The organism is Saccharibacillus alkalitolerans (genome assembly GCF_011090185.1).
Lineage (GTDB): Bacteria > Bacillota > Bacilli > Paenibacillales > Paenibacillaceae > Saccharibacillus > Saccharibacillus alkalitolerans.
In genome coordinates this window covers 99,692-124,399 of record NZ_JAAFGS010000009.1, presented here as the reverse complement: position 1 = coordinate 124,399, position 24,708 = coordinate 99,692, and the positions used below count along the sequence as shown (strand labels likewise).

Annotated in this window: 22 protein-coding genes; 16 read left to right on the top strand and 6 right to left on the bottom strand. The window is 59.7% G+C overall.

Translation table 11 applies throughout. The features are described from left to right. Window positions 1-105 precede the first annotated feature (105 nt). Genes GYN08_RS20195 through GYN08_RS20185 form a run of 3 tightly spaced genes read left to right on the top strand, consistent with a single transcriptional unit; the run spans window position 106 to window position 2,657 of the window. On the top strand, window positions 106-1,008 hold the full coding sequence (locus GYN08_RS20195) for a hypothetical protein (RefSeq protein ID WP_166278321.1): 903 nt from the start codon (window positions 106-108) through the stop codon (window positions 1,006-1,008). Window positions 1,009-1,020: 12 nt separating this feature from the next. Beyond that, complete coding sequence (locus GYN08_RS20190; protein ID WP_166278318.1) at window positions 1,021-1,746, top strand: ABC transporter ATP-binding protein; 726 nt, start codon at window positions 1,021-1,023, stop codon at window positions 1,744-1,746. Further along, window positions 1,743-2,657, top strand: a complete 915-nt coding sequence (locus GYN08_RS20185; RefSeq protein ID WP_166278316.1) for an ABC transporter permease subunit — start codon at window positions 1,743-1,745, stop codon at window positions 2,655-2,657. The genes GYN08_RS20190 and GYN08_RS20185 overlap by 4 nt, the downstream gene beginning before the upstream one ends. Before the next feature lie 244 nt (window positions 2,658-2,901). Here GYN08_RS20185 and GYN08_RS20180 read toward each other — a convergent pair whose 3' ends face one another. The 3 genes from GYN08_RS20180 to GYN08_RS20170 form a co-directional block, all read right to left on the bottom strand. After that, a complete protein-coding gene (locus tag GYN08_RS20180) occupies window positions 2,902-4,386 on the bottom strand; it encodes an MFS transporter (protein ID WP_166278313.1) in 1,485 nt (494 codons plus the stop codon). Between the two features lie 2 nt (window positions 4,387-4,388). Continuing rightward, window positions 4,389-4,898 (bottom strand): ArsR/SmtB family transcription factor, encoded by a 510-nt coding sequence (locus tag GYN08_RS20175; RefSeq protein WP_235946409.1) that lies wholly within the window; start codon window positions 4,896-4,898, stop codon window positions 4,389-4,391. 547 nt (window positions 4,899-5,445) lie between these two features. Further along, window positions 5,446-6,198, bottom strand: a complete 753-nt coding sequence (locus GYN08_RS20170) for a ZIP family metal transporter (protein WP_166278311.1) — start codon at window positions 6,196-6,198, stop codon at window positions 5,446-5,448. A gap of 242 nt (window positions 6,199-6,440) precedes the next feature. Between GYN08_RS20170 and GYN08_RS20165 the strand changes: the two genes are divergently transcribed. From GYN08_RS20165 to GYN08_RS20155, 3 genes are all read left to right on the top strand, one after another. Beyond that, the gene (locus tag GYN08_RS20165; protein ID WP_166278308.1) at window positions 6,441-7,748 is read left to right on the top strand and encodes a VWA domain-containing protein; all 1,308 of its coding nucleotides are present in this window, start codon (window positions 6,441-6,443) and stop codon (window positions 7,746-7,748) included. Window positions 7,749-7,803: 55 nt separating this feature from the next. Continuing rightward, entirely contained in the window at window positions 7,804-8,070 is a 267-nt protein-coding gene (locus tag GYN08_RS20160) for a hypothetical protein (protein ID WP_166278306.1), read from the top strand. 158 nt (window positions 8,071-8,228) lie between these two features. Beyond that, window positions 8,229-8,687 carry a hypothetical protein gene (locus GYN08_RS20155; protein WP_166278303.1) on the top strand — a complete coding sequence of 153 codons (459 nt, stop codon included), beginning with the start codon at window positions 8,229-8,231 and terminating at the stop codon, window positions 8,685-8,687. A gap of 67 nt (window positions 8,688-8,754) precedes the next feature. Here the strand turns inward: GYN08_RS20155 and GYN08_RS20150 are convergent, their stop codons facing one another. After that, window positions 8,755-9,480 carry a metallophosphoesterase family protein gene (locus GYN08_RS20150; RefSeq protein WP_166278300.1) on the bottom strand — a complete coding sequence of 242 codons (726 nt, stop codon included), beginning with the start codon at window positions 9,478-9,480 and terminating at the stop codon, window positions 8,755-8,757. A gap of 315 nt (window positions 9,481-9,795) precedes the next feature. Here GYN08_RS20150 and GYN08_RS20145 point away from each other — a divergent pair, with 315 nt between their 5' ends. Beyond that, a complete protein-coding gene (locus GYN08_RS20145) occupies window positions 9,796-10,431 on the top strand; it encodes a TetR/AcrR family transcriptional regulator (RefSeq protein WP_166278297.1) in 636 nt (211 codons plus the stop codon). Between the two features lie 13 nt (window positions 10,432-10,444). Then, complete coding sequence (locus GYN08_RS20140) at window positions 10,445-10,954, top strand: DUF4188 domain-containing protein (protein ID WP_166278294.1); 510 nt, start codon at window positions 10,445-10,447, stop codon at window positions 10,952-10,954. 448 nt (window positions 10,955-11,402) lie between these two features. Here GYN08_RS20140 and GYN08_RS20135 read toward each other — a convergent pair whose 3' ends face one another. Beyond that, window positions 11,403-12,419, bottom strand: a complete 1,017-nt coding sequence (locus GYN08_RS20135) for an ABC transporter substrate-binding protein (RefSeq protein ID WP_166278291.1) — start codon at window positions 12,417-12,419, stop codon at window positions 11,403-11,405. A gap of 290 nt (window positions 12,420-12,709) precedes the next feature. Here GYN08_RS20135 and GYN08_RS20130 point away from each other — a divergent pair, with 290 nt between their 5' ends. The 8 genes from GYN08_RS20130 to GYN08_RS20095 all read left to right on the top strand — a co-directional run bounded on the left by GYN08_RS20130 (window position 12,710) and on the right by GYN08_RS20095 (window position 23,241). After that, entirely contained in the window at window positions 12,710-14,089 is a 1,380-nt protein-coding gene (locus GYN08_RS20130; protein ID WP_235946408.1) for a sodium-dependent transporter, read from the top strand. Between the two features lie 464 nt (window positions 14,090-14,553). After that, window positions 14,554-15,639 (top strand): multiple monosaccharide ABC transporter substrate-binding protein, encoded by a 1,086-nt coding sequence (gene chvE, locus GYN08_RS20125; RefSeq protein ID WP_166278404.1) that lies wholly within the window; start codon window positions 14,554-14,556, stop codon window positions 15,637-15,639. A gap of 22 nt (window positions 15,640-15,661) precedes the next feature. After that, on the top strand, window positions 15,662-17,221 hold the full coding sequence (mmsA, locus tag GYN08_RS20120; protein WP_166278285.1) for a multiple monosaccharide ABC transporter ATP-binding protein: 1,560 nt from the start codon (window positions 15,662-15,664) through the stop codon (window positions 17,219-17,221). After that, window positions 17,196-18,359, top strand: coding sequence for a multiple monosaccharide ABC transporter permease (gene mmsB / locus GYN08_RS20115; RefSeq protein WP_166278282.1), 1,164 nt, complete (start codon window positions 17,196-17,198; stop codon window positions 18,357-18,359). The genes mmsA and mmsB overlap by 26 nt, the downstream gene beginning before the upstream one ends. 211 nt (window positions 18,360-18,570) lie before the next feature. Further along, window positions 18,571-19,581 (top strand): substrate-binding domain-containing protein, encoded by a 1,011-nt coding sequence (locus GYN08_RS20110; RefSeq protein ID WP_166278279.1) that lies wholly within the window; start codon window positions 18,571-18,573, stop codon window positions 19,579-19,581. After that, complete coding sequence (locus GYN08_RS20105; RefSeq protein WP_166278276.1) at window positions 19,571-21,439, top strand: cache domain-containing sensor histidine kinase; 1,869 nt, start codon at window positions 19,571-19,573, stop codon at window positions 21,437-21,439. Before GYN08_RS20110 ends, GYN08_RS20105 begins: the two co-directional genes overlap by 11 nt. After that, window positions 21,436-22,665, top strand: coding sequence for a response regulator transcription factor (locus tag GYN08_RS20100; RefSeq protein WP_166278273.1), 1,230 nt, complete (start codon window positions 21,436-21,438; stop codon window positions 22,663-22,665). Before GYN08_RS20105 ends, GYN08_RS20100 begins: the two co-directional genes overlap by 4 nt. 144 nt (window positions 22,666-22,809) lie before the next feature. Beyond that, window positions 22,810-23,241 carry a DUF6526 family protein gene (locus GYN08_RS20095; RefSeq protein ID WP_166278270.1) on the top strand — a complete coding sequence of 144 codons (432 nt, stop codon included), beginning with the start codon at window positions 22,810-22,812 and terminating at the stop codon, window positions 23,239-23,241. Between the two features lie 304 nt (window positions 23,242-23,545). Here GYN08_RS20095 and GYN08_RS20090 read toward each other — a convergent pair whose 3' ends face one another. Beyond that, window positions 23,546-24,532 carry a diaminopimelate dehydrogenase gene (locus GYN08_RS20090; RefSeq protein WP_166278268.1) on the bottom strand — a complete coding sequence of 329 codons (987 nt, stop codon included), beginning with the start codon at window positions 24,530-24,532 and terminating at the stop codon, window positions 23,546-23,548. Between the last annotated feature and the right edge of the window lie 176 nt (window positions 24,533-24,708).

Here is a 24,708-nt window from a genome sequence, read left to right as displayed (position 1 = left end):
TGAAAGGGCCGTTTATCTCCTCCCGTTACGATAAGGATGTACAAAAGAGCAGACAGCAAAGGCGCTCGGCGGAAGCATCCAAATCGAAAACGGGGAGAGATGAACATGAAAAAAAGCGTACGCACCAAAACGATCGGGATTATGGCGGCGGGTATGATCGTGACGGCAAGTCTGGGAGCGGCGGCTTACGCGAACGGGAACGCTTACGAGAATTTCCGTTCGGCCGCGCTCAAAACGATGGAGATCGACAACTCGACGCTGACGTCCGAAATCGCGGTTCGGCAGAACGGCGCGGTGACGGCCAGCGGCCGTTTGGAAATTCAATCGGCGGGCGAAGAAATCTACTCGTCGGGACAGCTCGAGATCGGCGGCAAAACGCTGGACGTCGAGCAGGCGACGGAAAACGGGAAAATGATCCTGCGCAAGGGAGACCGTTATTATTCCGTCGACGCGCCGAATGCCGCAGATCGGGAGGACAAAGACTTCGAAGCGTCGCCGAGCGCGCTGCGGTTGGCGGAAGCGGCAAGCGACCTGCTGCTGGGCGATATCAAAAACCGTTTTACGGAAAGCGGAGACACGATCACGCTTAACCTGACGGACGCGCAAATTCCGGAGCTGGCGAATCTGGCGATGAACGCGATGCTGGAAGCGGGCGCAAAACACGGAGAAGACCGCCTGAGCGAAGAAACGCAGTGGCAGGCGGAGTGGGACGGCTTCGATCACGCGGCGCTGTTCCCGATCGCTTCGGACGGCCGCGTAGAGAGCGTCCGCCTGGAAGCTGCCGTAAAGGACGGAGCGATCTCGACGATCAAGACGACGGTCGGCGTATCGGGTCTTGACGAAAAAGGACAGAAGATCGAACTGGAAGCTTCGGTCGACAGCGCCTTCAGCAAGGTCGGCAGCACCGTGCCGCAGGATATCGACGTAACGGGCAAAACGGTCGAGAAGCTCGAGCTTCCGGCCGATGCGGACGGCCGCGGACCTTTCGGTCACGGCCGTACCGAGTAAGGGGGCATAACCATGACCGTCGTTCGCATCGAAAACCTGACGAAGAAATATGCCAATCGGCGCGGCGTCGACCGGCTGTCGTTCGAGGTCGAAGCGGGGCAGGTGCTCGGCCTGCTCGGCCCGAACGGCAGCGGTAAAACGACTGCCATGAAAGCCATGACGGGCCTGCTGAAAGCGGACAGCGGAAGCATCGAGCTGCTCGGAATGGACCCGGCGGAAGAGCTGCCCGCGATTCTGGAGCGCACGGGCTGCATGATCGAGACGCCCGGACTGTATCCGTATTTGACGGCGGAGCAGAATCTCGCGCTGACGGGTCGTTTCTATCGCGGCTTCGATGCGAAGACGGTCGGTCCGCTGCTGGAACGGGTAGGGCTGCTGCCCTACCGCAACGAGAAAGTCCGGCGGTTCTCCGTCGGCATGAAGCAGAGGCTGGCGCTGGCGGCCGCGCTGCTGCCGGAGCCCGAACTGCTCGTGCTCGACGAGCCCACGAACGGGATGGATATCGAAGGAACCGCGATGTTCCGCGAACTGCTGCTGGCGGAGCGGGAACGCGGCTGCGCCGCGGTGCTTTCCAGCCATCTGGCGCATGAGATGGAGCAGCTCTGCACGCATGTCGCCGTGCTGAAGGAAGGCGTGATGGTCGACAGCGCGCCGGTGGCGCAGGTGCTGGAGCGCTGGGGAAGCATTGAACGCTATTACCTGGATGTCACCCATTCGGACGGGAGGGAAATCGTATGAGCACGCTGGAGAAGAGATCGGCGCGGCCGGCAGCTTCGGGAAATGCCGGAACGGAAATCGCGGCGGACGGAGGAACGAACACGGGAGCAGCGGAAACCGCGCATGTCGGGAGAGGCGGCGCTAAGGCGGGGAAGGCCGCGGCCGGGGAAAAAGGCGGCGCCGGGCCGACGTTCGGCGCGATGATCGCCCGTACGACGGAGGTCGAGCTGCGCAAGATTCTCGCGCAGTTCAAGTATCGCGCTCTGCCGGTGCTCATCGCGCTGGTACCGCTGGCCGTCATGCTGCTGAACCGTTCGGGCGGCATTATTCGCCTTTCGGCCGAGAATCTGCCGTATACGCTGCTGTCGCTCGCGGCCTATATTCTGCTTCCGCTGGCCGCCTGCATGCTGGCCGCCGACCTGTTCGCCGGCGAGCGGGAGCGCGGCGAGCTGAAGATCGCGCTCACCCGTCCGGTGAGCCGCCCCGCTCTGGCGATCGGCAGAATCGGCGCGATGCTTCTGTATCAGGCGGGGCTGCTGGCCGCGCTGCTGATCTTGTCGCTGGCCGCCGCGTTTCTATCGGGCGCGGTCTTCGGCGAACTGAACCTGCCGGCCGTGCTCGGCGCTTATGCCGTGACGATGCTTCCGGCGGCGGCGGTCAGCGCCGCGGCGGCCTTCGCCTCGACGCTGGCGCGCAGCGCGACGTCCGGCTTCCTGCTGGGCATCCTGCTGCTGGCCGTGATGGGCGGCGCCGCGCTTGCTTTTCCCGCGGTGTCGCCGGTTATGCTGACGGAGTACGCCACGCTGTACAAGTCGGTGATCGGCTCGGAGATCGCGTTCGGACAGCTGGCGCTGGGCGCCGGCATTCTGCTCGGCAGCTTCAGCGTGCTGACGGCGGCGCAGATTCTGCTGTTCGACGGAAAAGAAATCTGAATGCCGGAACGCGGCGGCAGAAAGACGGATACCGGGACAAAGCCGGCGCCGGACGTCTTCTCCTTATAACGGGGGAAGAACGGGATGAGGGGAAGAAGATGCCGTACGAAGAACGACATCCTGCAAAGAAAGATAGTATGCGAAGAACCAAATCATGCGAAGAACGATAAAAACGTTCCGTCGGCGCTGCCGAACGGAACGTTTTTTTGCGGCTGCCTGCGATCGGAGGGCTCCGCCGGCAGCGTCAATTGAAGTTTCGGATATGCGGCGAGCACAGCGCCGTCAGCAGAATCGCAAGACCGGCGCAGGCGAAGATCGCGATGGACGGAATGCCGCCGATCGTGTCGGCCAGGCGCCCGACGATCAGATAGCCGACGGGCAGCAGGGCGAACGAGCCGAGCATATCGAGGCTCGCGACTCGGCCGAAGCTCTCGGCGGGCACCAGCTCCTGCAGGCTGATCTCCCAGATGATCATGAACATCATCATGCCGAAGCCTTCCAGCACCATGGCCATGACCAGCCCCGGCACCCAGGTCACGATCGACAACAGCAGCAGGGCGACTCCGCTCAGCAGCGCGCCGCCGTAGGCGACGAGCCCGCGGCGCTTCCAGTCGCGCTTCGAGCCGAACAGCACCGCGGCCAGAATGGCGCCCACCGCGGTGCCGGCCATGGCAACGCCGTACACGGACGGGGACAGCCCATGATGGACTTTGAACAGCCACGGCACCAGAATCGCCACGATGCCGGTATAGCAAATATTCAGCAGGGAAAAGGCGACGATCGTGATCCACAGCCACGGAAGCCTGCTCAGCACGCGAACGCCTTCCATGAATTCCGTGCCGAAGCCGGAGAGAACGGAAGACGAATCCGCCGGCTTTCGCCGCGGATCGGATACGGCCCGCGCAAGCTCCGCCGAATCCGAAGGAGGCAGCGCGACCGCGCCGGGCGCAGTCGTCGGACCCGCGGCCGCTTCGGGAGAGCGGGAACTTTCGGCAGCGCCGGAAGCGGAAGGGTCAAGCGTCCGCGCCGAACGTTCCGGCTCGGCGGGCCGCGCCGCGAATCCGCCGCGCCGTCCTTTCTGAGCGGCCAACACCCGTCCCAGCATCATGAAGCAGATCAGCGAGATCAGATAGGTCACGGAGTCGAGCGCGAAGCCCGCGCCCGGCGACGCGGCGCTCACCAGCATGCCGCCCAGCGCGGGTCCGAGCAGGCGGACGCCCTGGATGCTGATCTGGCTGAGCGCGTTGGCGGCGTTGCGGATGTCCGGCGTGAACACCTCGGCGCGCAGCGCGGAATAAGCCGGGTTGAATACGCCTTCCATCAAGCCGTAGAACACCAGGCCGATGTACAGCCGCTCCAGCGTCAGGCTTCCGTTGAAGATCGAGACCGCCGCCAGCAGCATGATGATCAGCCGGGCCGAGTTGCTCAGCATGACGAGCCGCAGCCGATCCGTCTTGTCGACGATCAACCCGGCAAAAGGCAGAGCGAGAATATTCGGCAGCATATAGCAGGTCATGGCCAGGCCGAGCGCCGTCGACGAATCGGTCAGCGAATAGACGACGAGCGGCAGGATCAGCACCGACACGGAACTGCCGAGCATCGCGATCCATTGGCCGAGCCAAAGGTAAGTGAAGGCTTTCGACCGGCGCAGCGGAGAGAGGAACACGGACAGCCGCGATGCGGCGGAAGCTTCGTCCGTGTGCGCCTCTTTCACGGAATCGGACAGCATGCTTATTCTTCCTCCTTTGCGTCGATTCGCCCGATTCGGACGCTGACGCCGTACTCGCGGCCGCCTTCGGTATGCTGCTCCCATTTTTCAAGCAGCGCCTTCAGTTCGTCCGAGAAGCGGACCGCTTCTTCCTCCGACAGATCCAGCCGCGTGGCATGGTATTCGGAAAAAGGGCTGCCGCCCGTCCAGGAGTCGTCGTCCTGTTCCCAATCCGAGCCTTCGGCCGAGCCCGGAAAATGGAACTGCGACGCTGCGGCCGTGTAGTACTTTTCCACGATGCCCGAGACGCTGCGCGTATCCGCCAATTCGAGCAGGCCGCCTTCGTACAGCCGCTGAATATGATAGTGCACGTTGCCGGGCGTCTTGCGCAGCAGGTCGGCGACCTGTTTCGAAGTCATCGGCTGGCGTGCCAGCGCATGCATGATTTTGATCCGCAGCGCGTTCTGCAGCAGCTTGTTCTGCTTCTCGTCGATGACGAGCGAACCGTTCGGCAGCATTTCTTTTTCGGTCATCTTATCCCCTCCGCATCGGACCGTCGGCAAACGATCCGGATTATCGATCATTCTGGAAACAGTTCGATCTGGATACGGATCAATCTGGTTTCCAGATCATGAAGGCAATATAACATAACGGATTCACGGTGTAAACGGAAAAATCGCCGAATTTTTCCCCGCAAAAGTCGGAAAGGGAGCTCTAACGGATCGCAGCGGCGCTTAGAGCAGGAATCGCGGCTTTCGGAATTTTTAACGGATCGAGATGACGCTTAGCCGGTAAAAAGAGCCGTTTTGAGCCGATTTTACAGCTTCTGCTGCGTTTAAGCGTTCGTAGGATCCGTTAAAAATCGGTCGACGCCGCAAAAAGCCCGCTAACGGACATGCGATCCGTTAGCGGGCCGAGACAGGCGAAACCCGGGCAGAGGCGAAGCCGGTACATCGTTTAGCGAGCCGATCCGGCCAGCCGGACCGGCTCTCGCCGTTACGAGAACGTATCCAGCATGTTGGACCGGCTCTCGCTGGCTTACGAGAACGTATCCAGCACGCTGGACCGGCTCTCGTTATTTTACGAGAACGTATCCAGCAAAATCGCCGTCAGCAGGCCCATCGAAGCGATGAAGCCTACGAGGGGACCGCCTTCTTCGAACGCTTCCGGCATCATGGTCGAACACAGCATCGCGATGATGCCGCCGCCCGCAAAGGCGCCGATGGCCGCTTTCATTTCGCCGGACAGCTGTTCGAGGAACAGATAGCCGAGCATGGAAGCCAGCGCCGACACCACCAGTACCGCTCCCCACATGATGAAAATTTTGCCGCGGGAGTAGTTGTTTTTTTGCAGGCCCACGGTGCTCGACAATCCCTCGGGGATATTGCTGACGAAGATCGAGACGACGAGCACGACGCTGACGCCCTTGCCCGCCAGCAGGCTGGCGCCCAGCATGATCGACTCCGGAATCGCGTCCATGACCGTGCCGGCGAAAATGCCGAGTCCGCTCTGATCGGCTCCGCCCGCCGCCTGCGAGCCGGATTGGTCCTTGCCCGAACGTTTGCGGTTCGATCCGCCGCGGCGGGACACGATCACGTCGAACACGGTATATACGAGCGCGCCCGCAGCGAAGCCGATGCCGGTAGCCAGCACCCCGCCGTCCTCCAGCGCGTCGCCCAGCAGTTCGAACGCGGCCGCTCCGATCAGCGTGCCGACCCCGAACGCCATGATCCAGCCGATATAACGTTTTCCGATGCGCAAAAACAAAGCCGCCAGCGCGCCCAGCACGACGGCCGAAGCGGAAATGCCGCCCCACAACAATGCGCTCCACATGCCTATTCCTCCTTCGTCCGATTCAGCCTTCGTCTTACGTACGAACCGACATCACGAAGCGCTTCTGAACGTTCATTAACCCGCTGTTCCGGCAAACGAACCGGTTAAGCCGTCGAAGCGGGGAATGGACGTTCCGGGTGTTTTTGGCAATCCTCGCGACCCGATGATATAATTCTCCGTATAAGGATGCGGAACGCCGATTCGGCGCAAGCAAAGACATTCCATTTTGCGGAGGCGATCAGATGGCAGCACCCCAAACGGTATTGACGACAGGCGCGAACGCGCCGATCGGACAGACGGCGGAGCTTCGCGTGCGGATCGAATGGGACGGCGCGCCGGCCGATCTCGACGTAAGCTGTTTTATGGTCGGAGAGAACGGAAAAGTTCCGTCGGACGATTATTTCATTTTTTATAATCAGGATGCCAGTCCGGGCGGGCAGGTGCGCTACGAGCGAACCGGTCCGAACGGCGTCGCGTTCACGGTCCGGACGAATGAGCTGGACCCGACGCGAACGGCCAAATGCGTGTTTGCGGCAACGCTGGACGGGGCGGGGACTTTTGCCGATGTAAAAGGATGCCGGATCACCGCCGAGACGGGAGCGGGCGAGATCCTGTACGAGATCAAGGAAGCGACGCGGGAGCGCTCGCTGGTCTTCATGGAGCTGTACCGCCACTCGTCGGGGCTGAAGCTCCGGGCGATCGGGCGGGGCTTCAACGGAGGGCTCAAGCCGCTCGCCGAGGCGCACGGCGTCGAAGTCGAAGACGACGATCCGCAGGCCGCGGCACCGTCCGGCGCGCCGCCCGCATCCGTCCCCGCGTCTCCGCCGGCACCTTCCCCGACGCCGCAGCCGGAACCGGGCGTTCCGCTCGGCAAGATCGATCTGCTCAAGCGCAAGGTCGGCATTTCGCTCGAGAAGAAAAACATCGCGCACGAGAAGGCCCGGGTCGCGGTCGTGTTCGACGCATCCGGCTCGATGACCCATCTGTACAAAAAAGGCACCGTGCAGAGCGCGTTCGAGCGAATTCTGGCCGTCTCGGCAAGGATGGACGACGACGGCATCATGGACGTTTGGTTCTTCGCCACCAAGATGATGCGGGCGCCGAGCGTCACGGAACACGGGTACGAGAATTACGTGAAAAATACGTATCCGAAGCCGAGCATGAAAGGCAAGCTGGGCTTCGGAAACAACGAACCCGTAGTCATGGAAGATATCGTGAAGAAGTATACGCGGGAAGATCCCGACGACACGACGCCGACTTACATCATTTTCTTCAGCGACGGCGGCATTTACGAGACGAAAAAGATTTCCAAGCTGCTGATCGAGCATTCGGACAAACCGATTTTCTGGCAGTTCGTCGGATTGGGCAGCGCGAATTACGGGGTGCTGGAACAGCTTGACGATCTCAAAGGACGAACGGTCGACAACGCGGACTTTTTCGCGCTGGACGATCTCGATTCGGTGAGCGACGAAGAGCTGTACGACCGCCTGCTGAACGAATTCCCGGGCTGGCTGAAAGAAGTGCGGGCCCGCGGCATTTTAAAAGGTTGAATGACAAACAGACACTCGAAGCATCTTTACTTTACAGCCAAAAGGAGAACCCAACATGAGTACGCATCCAGAATCTTCTTCCGATCTCTCGATCTCCCCTTCGCTGACGCTGGGCCAATGCCTGAACATGCTGCACAAAGACCTGGTGCTCGTCGACATGGCGCGTCCCGGCAAGCCGACCCATCCGGTCTCGAAGTGGAAAAAGCTGCTGCCGCTGGACGCGCCGGGCTACGAGCTGCGAACGATGAGCTTCAACCACGGCCGCACGCAGAAAAAGTCGATCGTTCAGGTGGACGGACCCGGCGTCTGGCACGAATGGTGAAAGGCTTCGTTTGGTCCGGGCAAAAAGGAGCGCTCGAAAAAAGCCGGGCGGCCGATGCAGAGTGGCGAACGCCGCAAGCGGGTAATAAGTCTTGTAAGACGCTCCATTCCTTTTGATTTCACGAAACGCCATTCCGATAAACGAGGAGGCGATCCACGATGAAGCAGGATATCGGCGAACATCAAGACTTTTATATCGTTCGCGCGTCCGATCCGTCCGGAGCGGAAACGCCGCAGCCGAGCGAGACGCCGGACACTCAGCCAAGCCCCGGTCCGGAAGTCGAACCGAAGGAACCGCCGGGCGTCGATCCCGGACAGGCGCCGGAAGTCACGCCGGGCGAGCCGCCCGGCGTAAGCCCGGGGCAGGAACCGGAAATCGTTCCGGCCGACCCGCCGGGCGTGCAGCCCGGCCAGCCGCCGGAATTCGATCCCGACGACATGCCCGGCGTAAGGCCGAACCGGCCGGAGATCGAGCCGGAGGAGCCGCCCGGCGTGCAGCCGGGTCAGGCACCCGAGATCCGGCCTGTCGATCCCCCGGATATTCAGCCCGTGAACCCGCCCGAGATTCAACCGGTGAATCCTCCGGACGTGCAGCCCGGCCAGCCCCGGGAGTTTTAAACGGAAGAAAGCCTCTCCGCCGCATTCGGCGAAGAGGCTTTTTGCTGCGCAGGCCAAGCGTTTGACGTTAAGAGGACGATTCGCTTTTTACATAAAAGACTTCCCCGTTCTCTACCGAGAGCGCATTGAGCTGTCCTCCGAACACGGCGCCGCCGTCGATCCCGATAATACGGTTCGAGCCGTAATAGAGACCGTCATTGTCGGGGTCGCGGTGCAGAAGGCGCGTGGGGGTGTGGCCGAAAACGACGGTCTTGGCGCCGCCGTAGCCGAGATGGAATTCCTCGCGAATCCAGAGCAGCTCGGACGGGTCCGATTCGGCGGCCGTTTTGCCGGGTTGAATCCCGGCATGAACGAAGACGACGTGTTCCGTCTCGTAATAACGGTCGAGGCCGCGCGCGAAGTCCAGATGCCGCGCCAACGCTTCGGATTTCAGCTCGGGACGCCGGAAAGCTTCGCCGGTCTCGATGCGCAGTTCGCGATCGGCGAAGCCGTAGCTCTCGAGCGTGGCGCAGCCGCCGTTGCGGACGACCCAGCGCTTCCAGTCCTCTTCGCCTCCGTTGACCAGGGCGCGCAGCATCAAGTCTTCGTGATTGCCCATCAGGGCGACCGCGCCGGCCGCGCGAAGTTCCATGACGCGTTCCAGCGTCCGCATGGATTGGGGGCCGCGGTCGATGTAGTCGCCGAGCAGCACGAGCTGATCCGAAGCCGGATCGTATCCGGTTTTGTCCAGCAGCCGTTCGAACAAATCCAGTTCTCCGTGAATGTCGCTGATCGCCAGCGTTCTTTTTTTCATGAGGGAGGCCTCGCTTTCGGGGAAGGTTAGCCCGGAGGGGCGGTTCGGCAATGCGGCGGCATGAACGGAATCGGCGCCGGCACCGTACTCATGCACGCCGCGCCGTTCGTCGTCAGCAGATGGAAACGCAGCCGTTCGGGAGCCTTGCTGCGGAGCAAAGCGCCGAATCCCCCGCCCGGCAGCTCGATATTCTTTTTATTTTAAGCTTGCGGCTTCGGAACGACAAGAACAAAAAAAGCTTGTATATTTAGATTAACTCAAGTAAATTAATGTACAAGAGTTAACCTTTTTTTGCGCTGACGGGAGGATGAAGCATTGACGGAACGGAGTTACCCGCTGAGGGACGTCAAAAAGGCGAGAACGAGAATCCGGCTCTATGAAACGGGATTGTCGATGATGAAGACGCGCAGGTTCGGCGAGATCATGGTGGACGAGATTTGCCGCGAAGCGGAGACGTCGAAAGTTACTTTTTTCAAATGTTTTCCTCAAAAGGAGGCGCTGCTCGTCTATTTTATGCGAGTATGGCTTACGAACCGCATGCTGGAGATCGAGGAGGCGGGCAAGCGGGGCTTCGGAGCGATCCGCCATCTGCTGGACAGCGTGGCGACATGGCACGAAGACGTGCCGGGCGTCATGCCCAGCCTGATCGCTTTTCTCGCGCAGACCGATATGCATCCGTGCATGCCGGAGCTCGGCGAAGCGGAAGTGCATCTGCTGTTTCCCGGGCGGGAAGAAGCCGCGGCGGAGCCGCCCGTTCTGCCCGCGCTGTTTCGCCGCTGCATGCTCGAAGCGCAAAGCGAAGGCACGCTGGCTCCCGGGATCGAAGTGGACGATGCGGTCAAGCTGCTGTGGACGGTTTTTTACGGGGCGTTTCTGACGGCGCGGCTGTACGGGTCATCGGATATTCGGGGATTTTACGAACTGCATCTGGGACGGTTGGAAAAAAGCTGAGGAGGCGATCCGCATGGCAAAAGTGATTCCGGGCCGGCAGACGGCCGAGATCGAAGGTCCGTTCGTCGTGTTCATTATCGGGGTGCGCATCAACAAATGGCTGTCCGTCGGTCAGTGGCTGCCGGTAGTGCAGGCTATGCCGCCGATGCTGAAGGAGCTGTACGCGAACAAGGAGCTCGGTTTTTTGGACGCGGCTTACTTCATGTCGGCCCGGGGGCCGTCGATCGTGCAGTATTGGCGTTCGTACGATCAACTGGAGCGCTATGCCCGGGGCGGCGAGCATCATTTGAAAGCCTGGAAGGATTTCAACCGCAAAGCGAGGACGGGGCAGGCGGTCGGCATTTATCACGAGACTTATCTGATCGAAAACGGGGCGTGCGAATCGATCTACGTGAACATGCCGGCGACCGGCCTGGGCCGCGCCGGTAAGCTGACGCCGGTCGGCGCGGGAAGCGAAACGTCGCGGGAACGCGCCGGCCTGGGAAGACGCGGCGAAGAGGGCGGCAGTCGTTCGACGGAATAAAAGGGGAAGCGGGACCGGAAGTTAGGCGAGAATCCGGACAATCTTAACTTTTTCGCCGTCTTCGTCTCTTAACGAACGCTGATATCGCTATTTACCGATTTACGGTCTCTTTTTTTAGCTAACGAATCCTTATGTCCTTATAAGCCGGGATAAGGCTCGTTAAAGGCCGTTTCGGCTTAAATAGCGTGCCGAAGATTCGTTAGCGTTCGACGAAGCCGCCTGACGAACAAATAGCGTGCCGAAGATTCGTTAGCGTCCGCCGAAGCTGGCGAGCCGATGAAATCGCCGCTCCCGTCGAACCGCGAAGAACGCCTTATCGGCCTCCGGTCGGCGAGGCCGATAAGGCAGGAGCAAAGAACACGCAAACCACAAGCCAAGAAACCCGGCAATCCTTGCGGCAGCCGGGTTTCTCCATACTCTGCAGGAGCGGGCTTTCCGCTCCCTTTTTTTATTTCCCGCCGACTAACGCTTCGCGCACCAGTTCCAGCGATCGCTGCTTGATATGCGGCGCTTCGCTGATGACCCACTGCGGCATCTCGTACACGTGGCCGGCTCGCACCGCCTTCAAGTTTTTCCAAACGGAAGTCCGCTCGATCTGGCTTCGGTTATCTTCCGCGTCTTTATCGCCTTCCGCGTTCGGGGCTCCGATTTCCACGAAAATGTAGTCCGCGTCGTAGTCGGGCAGCACCTCCAGCGAGATCGGCACGACGTCTTCCAGCTGTTCGACGCCCTTGGCCGGAGTCAGGCCGAGATCGCCGTAAAGCACCTCGGACAGCGCCTGCTTCGGTCCGTGGACGCGCACTTCCTTCGGCATGATGCGCAGATACAGGAAAGTCGAGCCTTCGGGAACGGCTTTCGCGATCGCGGCCCTCGCTTCCTCGGCTTTCTTGCCGTACGAGTTCAGCCACTCGTCCGCCTGCTGCCGCCGTCCGAGCATATCGCCGTAAGTTCGGAGCTCTTCTTTCCAATCTTTCGAGGGAGAATCCGCGATAACGGTAGGCGCGATCGCCTGCAGTTGATCATACAGGTCGGCCTGCGCTTTGCGTCCCAGAATCATGTCGGGTTGTGCGTTCAGCACGGCTTCGACGTTGACTTCGTCGCCGAGAGGCTGTACGCCTTCCAGCGCGGAAGCTTCCAGATACGGCGGCATGACGCCTCCCGGATAGGTGGCCGAAGCATACGGCTTGACGCCGAGGGCGAGCAGAAAGTCGGTCAGCCGGTAATCGAGCGAAGCGATACGCCCCGGCTTGGCGGGAATGATGCTTTCCCCTTTGAGATGCGGGACCGTCCGTGTATCGGCGGCTGTCGTACCGGCTGCCGGCGCGCTCGGAGAATCGGCCGCGGAAAAATTTTTCGCGGCCGAAGAACCGTTTCCGGAAGCGGCGCATCCGGCAATCAGCAGGACGCCCGCCAGAAGAAGGGCGCCGGCGGATTTGGAGAGAACGCATAGAGGATTCGGTGGCATACATACAGCTCCTATTCGATAATGATAATCGTTATCATATAAAAAACCCGGACAACCGTCAAATCAGAATCGTTTACGAAGAAAAACCGTTCGCGCTTGAAAAGAACAAAATATATGTATATGCGGATCTATAAATTCATAACGAAGGTTGTAAGGTTTATATTTTTTCATTTTGTTATTGACCCGAGCGAATAAAACTATAGACAACCCGACATTGATTGGTTACCATGAGAAAATCAAATCGCGTTACAGAAATCGAATCGTAGAAAGGTCGGAGGGGTATGAAAGGAATGGACAACAAATCGGTAGGAGCCGGCGACAGACCCGGACAGGGCGGCACGGGCTTTTCCAAAAAAGGCTTCATCCTGGCCGCGATCGGCAGTTCGGTCGGCCTGGGCAACATGTGGAAGTTTCCTTATATTACCGGCGAGAACGGCGGAGCGGCCTTTTTCCTGCTGTTCATTATCTGCCTGGTCGTCGTGGGACTGCCGATTCTGCTGGCGGAGATGACGATCGGGCGCGGCGGGCGCAGCAACGCTTCCGCTTCGCTGTTCAATCTGACGAATAAAAAGCATTGGAAATGGTTCGGCCTGATCTCGATCGTGACCGCTTTCCTTATTATGTCGTACTACGGCGTAGTGGCCGGTTGGACCATGCATTACATGATCCAGTCGTTCTCGGGCGCGCTGTCCGATGTCAACATGGATTATGCCGCAGCGTTCCTGGGCTTCGCGGGCGGGTACATGCCGCTCTTCTGGAGCGCGGTCGTCATGGCCATTACGGGCTTCGTTATCGCAAAAGGCGTATCGAGCGGCATCGAAAAATTCAACAAAATCCTCATTCCGGGCTTTCTGATTCTGCTGCTGATCCTCATGGTCCGCGCGCTGACGCTGCCGGGAGCGATGGAGGGCGCCGAGTTCTTCCTGAAACCGGATTTCTCCAAGCTGAACGAAGAATCCGTGCTGATCGCGCTGGGACACTCGTTCTTCTCGCTGTCGCTCGGCATGGGCTGCATGCTGACGTACGGCTCTTACGTGCAAAAGGACCAGTCGCTCGGCAAAGCGTCGCTGGCGATCGCCGGAGGCGACCTGCTGTACGCGTTCGTCGCCGGTCTCGTCATCTTCCCGACGGTATTCGCTTACGGCATGGAGCCGTCCAGCGGCGTCGGCCTGGCTTTCATCGCCCTGCCGGCCGCGTTCGCGCAGATGCCGCTCGGCTTCCTGTTCGGCGGCTTGTTCTTCCTGCTGCTGGCGATCGCGGCGCTGACCTCGGCCGTCTCTATCCTTGAAGTTCCGGTTGCCTACGCGATGGAACAATGGAAATGGAGCCGGAAAAAGACGGCGATTATCCTCGCTTCCTTCGCGTTCCTGCTCGGCGTACCGTCGGCGCTGTCCGTCGAAGGTACGAGCGGTCCGCTCAGCAATCTGCTCATTTTCGGCAAAACGATCTTCGACCTGTTCGATTTCTCGACGTCGTACATCCTGATGCCGATCGGGGGATTGATCATCACGCTGTTCACGGGCTATGCCTGGAAACGGGCCGGTGAAGAAGCGGGCCTTACCGGCGGCATTTACCGGACGTGGATGTTCCTGCTGCGTTATGTCTGCCCGCTGCTGATCATCCTGATCTTCCTGTACTCGGTAGGCGTTCTGGATTTCGGAACGGATTGATCGACGACAAAGCGAGCGCTCCCTTCGGGGAGCGCTCAGACTGTCGAGAAAGTTACTTCAGCGCGGGAAGCGAGAAGACTCCGAGAGAAATTCGTCAGCGTATGCTTACGAAGTGCCTTTCTTCGAAAGGCTGTAGGTCGCGTGTTGAAATCGAGAAAAAGATTAAATGTTAAGCGGAATTTTCTCGATTTCAAAGGCGAACGCTGTCGCTCCTTCACTGAATTTCTCTCTACGTCTTCTCGCTTCCAGTTACGCTAGATTTTCTCGACACGTTGAGCGCTCCCTTCGGGGAGCGCTTTTTCGTCGTTCCCGCGCGCAAAAGTTAAATTTTTATAAAAAAGGTGCGCTTCCGTATAAAGACCCCCCGAAAAAGCGGTGCTATGCTGAAAGGCGTAAAGAAACGAGACGGCGCCGATAAATTGGAAGCGCTATCTAAAGACAGAATTACGGGAGGGAGCTCGGTGATGAAAAGAATATCGGCGCTTCTGCTCGCGCTGGTGATGACGGCGGTTCTGGCCGGCTGCAATCTGGCGGAGAGCAGTGCGGGAAGCGCGGAGAAGGGTTATATCGGTCTGTCGATGCCGACCAAGTCGTCGGAGCGCTGGGTAGCGGACGGCAGCAACATGCAGCGGCTGTTCGAGGAAAAAGGCTATAAGACCGATCTGCAGTATGCGGAAGACGTGGTGGAGAACCAGATCTCGCAGATCGAGAACATGATTACCAAAGGCGTCGACGTCATCGTCATCGCGGCGGTGGACGGCAACACGCTGACCGACGTGATCGGCAAGGCGCACGATCGGGGCATCCAAGTCATCGCTTACGATCGCCTGATCCGCAATACGCCGCACATCAGCTATTATGCGACGTTCGACAACTTTAAAGTCGGCGTGCTTCAAGCTTCTTATATCGCGGACAAGCTCGGACTCGAAGAAGGCAAGGGACCGTTCAACATCGAGCTGTTCGGCGGCTCGCCTGACGATAACAACGCGTACTTCTTCTACGACGGCGCGATGTCGATTCTTCAGCCTTACATCGACTCGGGCAAGCTGGTCGTGCGCAGCAAACAGACGACGATGGCCCAGATCGCCACGCTGCGCTGGGACGGATCGCTCGCTCAGTCCCGGATGGACAACCTGCTGAGCGCTTATTATTCGGGCGACCATCTGGACGCGGTCCTGTCGCCGTACGACGGCATCAGCATCGGCATCCTGTCTTCGCTCAAAGGCATCGGCTACGGTTCTTCGTCCAAGCCGCTTCCGGTCATTACCGGGCAGGACGCGGAACTTGCTTCGATCAAGTCGATCGTGGCGGACGAACAGACGCAGACGGTATTCAAGGATACCCGCAAGCTGGCGCAGCAGACCGTATCCATGGTCGAGAGCGTGCTGAAAGGCGAAAAAGCGGAAGTCAACGACACGAAATCTTACAATAACGGCGTCATGGTCGTCCCGGCCTACCTGCTCGATCCGGTATCCGTCGACAAGCAGAACGTGCAGGAAGAGATCGTGGACCAGGATTATTACACAAAAGAAGAAATCGGACTGAAATAAGAGGAAACGGAGGAACGCGGCCATGTCGGATTACATTCTGGAAATGCGAGGGATCGTCAAGACGTTCCCCGGCGTGAAAGCGCTGGACGACGTGAACATCCGGGTGCGCAAAGGCGAGATCCACTCGCTCTGCGGCGAGAACGGCGCGGGCAAATCGACGCTGATGAAGGTGCTGAGCGGCGTATATCCGTACGGAAGCTACGACGGCGACATTTTGTTCGAAGGGCAGACGTGCCAGTTCAAGGACATCAAGCAGAGCGAGGAAAAAGGCATCGTCATTATTCACCAGGAGCTTGCGCTGATTCCGTACCTGTCGATCGCGGAAAACATTTTTCTGGGCAACGAACGCTCGAAAAAAGGCGTCATCGACTGGAACGAGACGACCGTGCGCACCGGCGAACTGCTGAAAAAAGTCGGGCTGAGCGAAAATCCGAATACGCTCGTCGGCAACATCGGCGTCGGCAAGCAGCAGCTGGTGGAAATCGCCAAAGCGCTGTCCAAAAAGGTCAAGCTGCTGATTCTCGACGAACCGACGGCGGCGCTGAACGAAGACGACAGCGAAAACCTGCTTCAGCTCATGCTGGAGTTCAAGCGTCAAGGCATGACCTGCATCCTGATCTCCCACAAGCTGAACGAAGTGTCGAAAGTGTCGGATTCGATCACGATTCTGCGCGACGGCCACACGATCGAAACGATGGACATGAAGACGGATCAAGTTACGGAGGACCGGATTATCAGCGGCATGGTCGGCCGGGACATGACGCACCGGTTTCCCGAACGGACGCCGCAGATCGGGGACGTGGCGCTCGAGGTGCGGGACTGGACGGTCTACCACGAGCATCATCCCGACCGTAAGGCGCTGGATAACATCAATCTGACGCTCCGACACGGGGAAATCGTCGGTATCGCGGGACTGATGGGCGCCGGACGGACCGAACTTGCGATGAGCATCTTCGGGAAAGCGTACGGACGGAATATCAGCGGCAGATTGATCAAAGACGGGCAGGAGATCCGGAACGATTCCGTCAACCAGGCGATCGGCAACGGCTTTGCCTACGTAACGGAAGACCGGAAAGAGTACGGGCTGATTCTGATGGACGACATCAAGCGCAATATCTCGCTGACCGGCATCGGCAAGCTGACGAAGCGCGCGGTCGTGAACGAACGCGAAGAAGTTCTGGTAGCCGAAGATATGCGCAAACGGATGAATATCAAGGCGCCGAGCATTTTGCAAAAAACGGGGAATTTGAGCGGCGGCAATCAGCAGAAAGTGGTGCTCGGCAAGTGGATCTTCGCCGGACCGGACATCCTCATTCTGGACGAGCCGACCCGGGGCATCGACGTCGGCGCCAAATACGAAATCTATACGATCATTCATCAGCTTGCCGCGCAGGGCAAGGCGGTGCTCGTCATCTCTTCGGAGCTGCCGGAAGTCATCGGACTGAGCGACCGCATTTACGTCATGAACGCGGGCCGGATTACCGGCGAAGTGGACCGGGCGAACGCGTCGCAGGAGACGCTGATGAAATACATGACCAATACTGGAGGGGTTAAGCGTGGAAGCGATCACCAAACTGTTTAAAAGCAATGTCCGGCAGTACGGCATGATTATCGCCCTGATCGTCATCATGATTCTGTTCACCGTGCTGACGGGCGGCCTGCTCGTCAAGCCGATCAATATCACGAACCTGATTTTGCAAAACAGCTATATTCTCGTACTGGCGATCGGGATGGTACTCGTCATCATTACGGGGCATATCGATTTGTCCGTCGGTTCGGTCGCCGCCTTCGTGGGCGCCATGTCCGCGATCATGATGGTTGACTGGGGACTGCCGGCCTGGGTAGCGGTTATCGCTTCGCTGGTCATCGGCGGACTGATCGGCGCCTGGCAGGGTTTCTGGGTCGCCTACGTCAAGATTCCGGCCTTTATCGTAACGCTGGCGGGGATGCTGCTGTTCCGGGGCCTGACGATGATCGTGCTGGAAGGGCAGTCGATCTCGCCGTTCCCGGGCGGATTCACGAAGATCAGCTCCGGCTTCGTGCCGAATCTGGCCGACACGGCTACCAACCTGGTGGCGATTCTGGCGGGGGTCGCTTTCACCGTGCTCTACATCTGGAGCGAAGTGCGCGGACGCCGCGAACAGCTCAAATATAATTTCGAAGTGTCTTCTTCCGGATTGTTTATCGCCAAGCTCGTCCTGATCTCTCTGGTGCTGAACCTGTTCACCTTTATGCTGGCCAGCTACGCGGGCATTCCTAACATTCTCGTGCTGCTGCTGGTGCTGATTCTCGCTTATTCGTTCATGATGAGCAAGACGGTCATGGGCCGCCACATTTATGCGCTGGGCGGCAACGAGAAGGCGGCGGGGCTGTCCGGCGTCAAAACGAAGAAAGTCACGTTCTGGGTATTCGTCAACATGGGCATGCTCGCGGCGGTCAGCGGCCTGATTTTCGCGGCCCGTCTGAACGCGGCGACGCCGAGAGCGGGCACGAACTTCGAGCTGGACGCGATCGCGGCCTGCTTCATCGGAGGCGCGTCGGCATCGGGCGGTATCGGAACGGTGTTCGGCGCCATCATCGGCGGCCTGGTCATGGGCGTGCTGAACAACGGCATGTCGCTGATCGGCCTGGGCATCGACTGGCAGCAGGGCATCAAAGGCCTGGTTCTGCTGCTCGCGGTGGCATTCGACATTTACAACAAAAACAAGAGAGTCGCCTAAGCGGCTGAACTTCTCTTGCGCGGCATCGGCCGTACCTGCCGGGCGGCTGACGCCGCGGCGCGGGTACGGCTTTGCCGCGTCCGAAGGGAAAGCGCTTTTTTTCACGCCCGCAATTGGATAGAATCAAAAGGGGCGGCCGACGGATCCGAATCCGGCGGCCGGACTTTTCGGCGGCGCAAGCCGCGTACACGAACGAAGGAGGAAGCGTCCCGTGAAAAAAACGGCTCTGCTCTATATGCTGCTGATCGCGGCCTTCCTGGCTTACGCGGCCCGGCACGCGTACGTCAACTCGGCGGGCGAAGGATCGTTCCGCTCGGAAGAACTGAGAGGCGAACTCGGCGAAAATTATGTCATGGTCACTTTTTTATCGGGTATCGAATATTGGAAAAGCTGTCTCAAAGGCTTCGAGGATGCCGCCGAAGCGCTGAACGTTTCGATCGAATACCGGGGCGCCACCCAATACGACGCGCGGGAACAAATTACGGTGCTGGAGCAGATCATCGCCAAAAAGCCGGCCGGCATCGCGATTTCCGCCATCGACCCCAGTTCGCTGACGGGCGTGATCGACAAGGCGGTGGACGCCGGCATCCCTGTCGTCGTGTTCGACTCCGGCGCGCCGGGAAGCAAAGCTTATTCGTTTCTGGGAACGGACAATTATGCGGCGGGCGCCACGGCGGCTGACCAGATGGCGGAACTTCTCGGCGGTCAGGGCAAAGTGGCGGTCATTACGCTGCCTTCCCAACAGAATCACGACGAACGGACGCGGGGATTCCGGGATACGATCGAAAAAAGGCATCCGGACATCAAAGTAGTGGCCGTGGAAGACGATAAAGGCGATGCCATGGCGGCCAAAGAACTGACGAAATCGCTGCTGAAGCGATATCCGGACCTGGCCGGCGTATTCGTGACCGAAGCGGCCGGCGGCAAGGGAGCGGGCGAAGCGGCCAAGGAACTGAAGCGCGAGGAAAAGCTGCGGGTGATCGCGTTCGACACCGACAAGGATACGCTGGACATGATCCGCGAAGGGAGCATCTCGGCCGCGATCGCGCAGGGCACGTGGAATATGGGCTACTGGTCGCTTCAATATTTGTTCCATCTGCATCACGATCTCACGATTCCTTCGCCCGCCGCATCCGGCGACGTGTCGCCGCTGCCGGTCGGAGTCGATACGGGCATATCGGTCGTGACGCCGGAGAACGTGGACGATTATTATGCGAAATGAGCGAAGAGCGCCGGCGGGAACCTCCGCTTGGCAAAAGCTCAAAAAAATCAAAAAACCGAAGCTGTACGATCTGAGACTGCGCTATCAGCTGATGATTCTGTTTCTGCTGATCAGCCTGCTGCCTTCGATCGGACTCGGATATCTGGTGAACTGGACGGTGAGCCGGGTGCTGGAGCGCCAGGCGATCGAACATACGCTGCAGCTGATCGGCAAAGTCAACCAGACGCTGGACAGCGATATGGAAAATTTGCAAAACATGACGTACCTGATCGGCTTCGACGACCGGGTACGCGCGTTTATGTCCGGTACCGAGACGTCGGACGAGGACCTCTACCGGTTGAAGCAGTATCTTCAGCGCTATACGACGCTGTATCCGGAAATCGCGGGATTGCTCGTGGTGGGAGCGGACGGGGACTACGTCAGCAACGAGCTGTACGCGCGCACGCCGGAAAGCCTGACCGGGGAGAACTGGTACAGGAGAGCGGTGGCCGCCGAAGGGCTGTTTACGATTCTGGGCCAGCCTTCGGGCCGCAACTTGACCTCGCACGTCAATTACCGGGACGACGAGGTGGTGACGGTCGTACGGGCGGTCGTCGACCCCGATACCGAGCAGGCGATCGGCGCGGTGCTCATCGACTTGAAGCTGTGGACGATCTCCAAGGCGGCAAGAGACGTCAAGCTGGGGCGGACCGGTTACTTGACGGTAGTGGACCGGGACGGCGGACAAATTTACGCGCCGGACGAACCTTACGTGGGCCGCCTGCCGTCCGAATGGTTCGCGGACGGGCCGAGCGGGGCGGGTACGCGCCGGATCGACGGAAGGGAGCTGCAGCTGATTTACGCGGATTCCTCGTTTACCGGCTGGCGTACGGTGGGCGTGTTTTTGACGCGGGAATCGCTGTTCGAAGTGGGACAGATTCATTTTTACGTGATCTGCTTCCTGTTCCTCGTCTGCATGCTGGGGCTCACCGGTCTGTCGCGCTCCATTTCCGATCCGATCAGCCAGTTGATGGATGCCATGGGGAAGGCGGAGTCGGGGGATCTGTCGGTCCGCTACGGGACGGTTCGCCGCGACGAGATCGGCATGCTCGGACGCAGCTTCAACCATATGCTGGTCGAACTGCGGCGGCTGATCCGGCTGAACGAACGGAAGGAACGGCAGAAGAGGGAAGCGGAACTGAGAAGCCTGCAGGACAACATCAAGCCGCATTTTCTGTATAATACGCTCGATACGATCCACTGGATGGCACGCAAAAAGGGCGCGGACGAAGTCTCGGAAATGGTGGAGTCGCTGTCGAAGCTGTTCCGCATCGGCCTCAGCAAAGGCGGCGACGTCATCCCGCTGGCCGACGAGCTGGAACATATCCGCAGCTACGTGCTGATTCAGCAGACGAGATATAAGGGACGTTTGACCGTGGATATCCAAGCCCCTCCCGAAGCGCGCGAATACTTCGTGCTCAAGCTGCTGCTGCAGCCGCTGGTGGAGAACGCCATCTATCACGGAATCAAAGCGCGCCGCGGTCCGGGAACCATCGGCATTCGGGTTGCCGTCCGAGGCGAAGACCTGCTGCTGGAGGTGACCGACGACGGCGCGGGCATGGAGCCGCAGCGTCTGGAGGAGCTTCGGGAGAAGCTGAGGAATCCGCTGGAAGCGATCGAACGCCAGGCGTCGGAACGGGAAAGAAACGGGCGGAGTTACGGTCTGCTGAACGTGCAGTCCCGATTGAAGCTCGCTTTCGGCGAAGAGTACGGCATTCATGTCGAGAGCGCGGAGGGCGAAGGTACGCGGGCGGCGGTTCGCCATCCGCTGCTGACCGAGCCTCCCGCGTTCCGAACCGAGGAGGAGGAAGAAGCATGAGAGAAGAGCCGTATCGGGTCCTGATCGCGGACGACGAACCGATTATCCGCGAAGGACTGCGGGAAGCGGTGAATTGGGAGGAGCTGGGCATGGAAGTGGCCGGCGAGGCCGAAGACGGGGAGGAGGCGCTGGAGCTTGCGCTGAGCCTGCGGGTCCATCTGGTTCTGGTGGACATGAACATGCCGTTCCTGAACGGCATCTCCGTGATGCGGAAGCTGCGGGAGCGGCTGCCGGACTGCCGGTTCGTCATCATTACCGGACACGACGAGTTCGACTACGCGCGCGAAGGCATTCGGCTCGGCGTCGAAGATTATATTCTCAAGCCGGTCAACCCGGAGCTGCTGCGCGGGGTCGTGCTTCGGGTTAAGGAAAGCCTGGACAGCGAAGCCAAACAGGCCGGGTACCTGAAGCTTGCGTCCGAGCAAATCCGGCGCAATATCCCCCTGCTCAAAGCCCGGTTCGGCCAAGAGTGGGCGGAAGGGCTGCTGAACGGGGAAGAGATCGAAGAAAGGCTGAAATTTCTCGGGCTGCCCGCGGCGAGTCCGGTTCAGCTGTGCGTGATCCGCTGGCCCGAACCGGAAGCCGCTCAGCCGGTCATGCGGGAGAGCGACCGGCAGCTGTATCTGTTCGCGGCGGAAAATATCGTGTCCGAGCTGGCCGGGGAGCGCCGCCATATGCTGATTCGAGACTCAGGCGGCCTTTTGCTGCTGTTTTTGTGGGACGCGGCGGAAGCGGAGATCGCCGCGCATATCGAACGCAGCGTGCGGCGATTCCTCAAGATTACGGTGCAGGCCCATATCGAGTCGGTGACGTCCGGCACGGAATCCCTGCCGAACGTCTATAAGCGCTGCCGGGAAGCCGTCTACAAAGACGCCCAGCTGTCGCCGCTCGTGCGCCGGGCCAGAGAGTACATTCGCGACTATTACGGCGACCCCGATCTGACGCTGGAATCGTTCGCGAGGGACCTGCAGGTTTCGCCCGTTTATTTGAGCCGCGTGCTGAAGAAGGAATTGGGCGATTCCTTCGTGGCGCTCGTGACCCACGCGCGGATTCGCAAGGCGATCGAGCTGCTGAACACGACCGACTTGCCGATTTACGAGATCGCGGAGCAGAGCGGATACGACAGCCAGCACTACTTCAGCACCGCTTTCAAAAAAGTAATGGGCGTGTCGCCGAATCAATACCGGCGCGGCGCCGCTTTTCCCGATCAACCGTCAGGCCGTTGAAGCCCGGCAAAATGACGGCCGATCGACCTCCCTTGCCGACTTCCCGATACTCGCATGGTTGCAAAACGCGCGGAGCGTGTAATAGAACTTAGCGGCCGGGAAACCCGACACGGCCGGTAAGCATCGGAGAAAAGAGGGGAAGACATGGAACAACCGAAAAAATTCAGTCTGCGCTTCGATTGGCCGCACCATTTCGTTGCGCTTCCGCTTGCCTTGATCCTGCTGATCGCTTCGATCGTTAACTTGGTTCATGAACTGCGGCAGGATGCGCGGGCTTTGCCCGCCTGGATCCTGGTCGGCCTTGCGCTGGGCCTGCTGCTGGTCGCGCTTCGCATGCGGGTTTATGCGACCAAGACTCAGGACCGCATCGTGCGGATCGAGGAGAATTTCCGCTATTACCGCTTGACGGGACGCGAGCTGGACCGCCGTCTCAGCGTTGCCCAGATCATTGCGCTGCGCAACGCCGGCGACAAAGAATTTCCGGCACTCTGCGCCCGGGCGGCCGAAGAGAATTGGGATGCCAAGCGAATCCGGTCGTCGATCAAACATTTCCGTCCCGATACGATGCGGATCTGACCCGCCGGTCGGCAGCTCGGGCGCTGCCGACGCGGACAAAGCGGGAGGATCGGGCCATGAAGGCGGAGGGCGCCAAGCCCCGCGGCCAGGAGGCCGAACGACGAACCTCAAGCGCAAGATCGACAGCGCAAAAAAGCACGGTGCCGGCATTTCCGGTCTCCGTGCTTTTTTTTGCGCTGCCAGCGGGCCGGAGCCCGGGAGCGCCGTTCGAATCGCACGACGCCCTGCGCGCTCACGGCGTCCGCCGCTTTCAGGAAGCCGGCGATGTTGGCGCCTGCCGCGGTTACGGGAAGAGCACAGGGAGTTACAGCAGTTCTTTTCGCAGTTCCTCGGGCGACTTCGGCGATAGATGCCCCAGCGGGATATCGAATACCGTGCGGGCGCCGACCTGGCCTTCGGCGGCCAGGCGGAAAGCGGCACGCGCGTAGGCGACCAGCACGCTGGCCGTAAATTCAGGGTTGCTCTCCAGCTCAAGTCCGAATTCGATGCGCTGTTTCGTTCCGCTCCCGGTCACGCCGCTTCGGATCACGAAGCCGCCGTGCGGCATGCCGGAATGCTCGCGCTGCAGTTCTTCCATCGTGATAAAGGTGACGCTCGTATCGTAATCGGCAAAATAATTCGGCATGGAGACGACGGCTTCTCGGATCGCGTTCTCGTCGGCGCCTTCTTCCGCAACGACATAGCAGTCGCGCACATGCTTGTCGCGCGTCTTCAACTCCGGCGTTTCGCCCGAACGGATCGAGTCGATGGCCGCCTGGACCGGAACGGTATACTGAACGCCGGCCCGCACGCCCGGAATGCGGCGAATCGCGTCCGAATGGCCCTGGCTTACGCCTTTTCCCCAGAACGTGTATTCTTTGCCTTCGGGCAGAATCGATTCCGCGAGCAGACGGTTCATGGAAAATAAGCCGGGATCCCAACCGGTCGAGATGACGCTGAGCCGTCCGCCCAGCAGGGCGGCGGTGTTGACCTTATCGTAAAACTCGGGGATCTTGGCATGCGTGTCGAAGCTGTCTACCGTATGGAACAGCGATGCGAGCTGAGGCGTTTGTTCCGGCAGGTCCGTAGCGGACCCTCCGCACAAAATCATGACGTCGATGTCCTCGCGGAAGCGTTCCGCATCCGCCATATGTACGAAACGGACCGATTCTCCCCGCTGCTCGAGCGATTTGGGGTCGCGCCGGCTGAATACCGCCACCAGTTCCATGTCCGGATTTTGCGAGATCGCTTCTCGTACGCCGCGGCCCAGATTGCCGTAACCGACAATGCCGATCCTGATTTTTTGCTGCATGAAAATCCCTCCTTTTGAAAGCGGTTGAATGGAAACGGACGATATCTCTTAAGTATAAGTAAACGTAACATTAGGTGTAAACTGTCAGTCTGCAATTGATCGGAAAACGCCTCTAAAGTCCCAGGAAACCCGTTCCAAGGAAAAGAGAGGAAGGGGTCCTTCGTCAGCGTGCGAAC

Bases quoted from the DNA above. Each gene is read 5' to 3' on its own strand.
- GYN08_RS20130 (WP_235946408.1), top strand. From the start codon at position 12,710: ATGGACAACAAATCGGTAGGAGCCGGCGACAGACCCGGACAGGGCGGC.
- chvE (WP_166278404.1), top strand. From the start codon at position 14,554: ATGAAAAGAATATCGGCGCTTCTGCTCGCGCTGGTGATGACGGCGGTT.
- GYN08_RS20150 (WP_166278300.1), bottom strand. From the start codon at position 9,480: ATGAAAAAAAGAACGCTGGCGATCAGCGACATTCACGGAGAACTGGAT.
- GYN08_RS20105 (WP_166278276.1), top strand. From the start codon at position 19,571: ATGCGAAATGAGCGAAGAGCGCCGGCGGGAACCTCCGCTTGGCAAAAG.
- GYN08_RS20135 (WP_166278291.1), bottom strand. From the start codon at position 12,419: ATGCCACCGAATCCTCTATGCGTTCTCTCCAAATCCGCCGGCGCCCTT.
- GYN08_RS20170 (WP_166278311.1), bottom strand. From the start codon at position 6,198: ATGTGGAGCGCATTGTTGTGGGGCGGCATTTCCGCTTCGGCCGTCGTG.
- GYN08_RS20175 (WP_235946409.1), bottom strand. From the start codon at position 4,898: ATGACCGAAAAAGAAATGCTGCCGAACGGTTCGCTCGTCATCGACGAG.
- GYN08_RS20100 (WP_166278273.1), top strand. From the start codon at position 21,436: ATGAGAGAAGAGCCGTATCGGGTCCTGATCGCGGACGACGAACCGATT.
- GYN08_RS20165 (WP_166278308.1), top strand. From the start codon at position 6,441: ATGGCAGCACCCCAAACGGTATTGACGACAGGCGCGAACGCGCCGATC.
- GYN08_RS20090 (WP_166278268.1), bottom strand. From the start codon at position 24,532: ATGCAGCAAAAAATCAGGATCGGCATTGTCGGTTACGGCAATCTGGGC.
- mmsA (WP_166278285.1), top strand. From the start codon at position 15,662: ATGTCGGATTACATTCTGGAAATGCGAGGGATCGTCAAGACGTTCCCC.
- GYN08_RS20180 (WP_166278313.1), bottom strand. From the start codon at position 4,386: ATGCTGTCCGATTCCGTGAAAGAGGCGCACACGGACGAAGCTTCCGCC.
- GYN08_RS20195 (WP_166278321.1), top strand. From the start codon at position 106: ATGAAAAAAAGCGTACGCACCAAAACGATCGGGATTATGGCGGCGGGT.
- GYN08_RS20140 (WP_166278294.1), top strand. From the start codon at position 10,445: ATGGCAAAAGTGATTCCGGGCCGGCAGACGGCCGAGATCGAAGGTCCG.
- GYN08_RS20095 (WP_166278270.1), top strand. From the start codon at position 22,810: ATGGAACAACCGAAAAAATTCAGTCTGCGCTTCGATTGGCCGCACCAT.
- GYN08_RS20155 (WP_166278303.1), top strand. From the start codon at position 8,229: ATGAAGCAGGATATCGGCGAACATCAAGACTTTTATATCGTTCGCGCG.
- GYN08_RS20185 (WP_166278316.1), top strand. From the start codon at position 1,743: ATGAGCACGCTGGAGAAGAGATCGGCGCGGCCGGCAGCTTCGGGAAAT.
- GYN08_RS20160 (WP_166278306.1), top strand. From the start codon at position 7,804: ATGAGTACGCATCCAGAATCTTCTTCCGATCTCTCGATCTCCCCTTCG.
- GYN08_RS20190 (WP_166278318.1), top strand. From the start codon at position 1,021: ATGACCGTCGTTCGCATCGAAAACCTGACGAAGAAATATGCCAATCGG.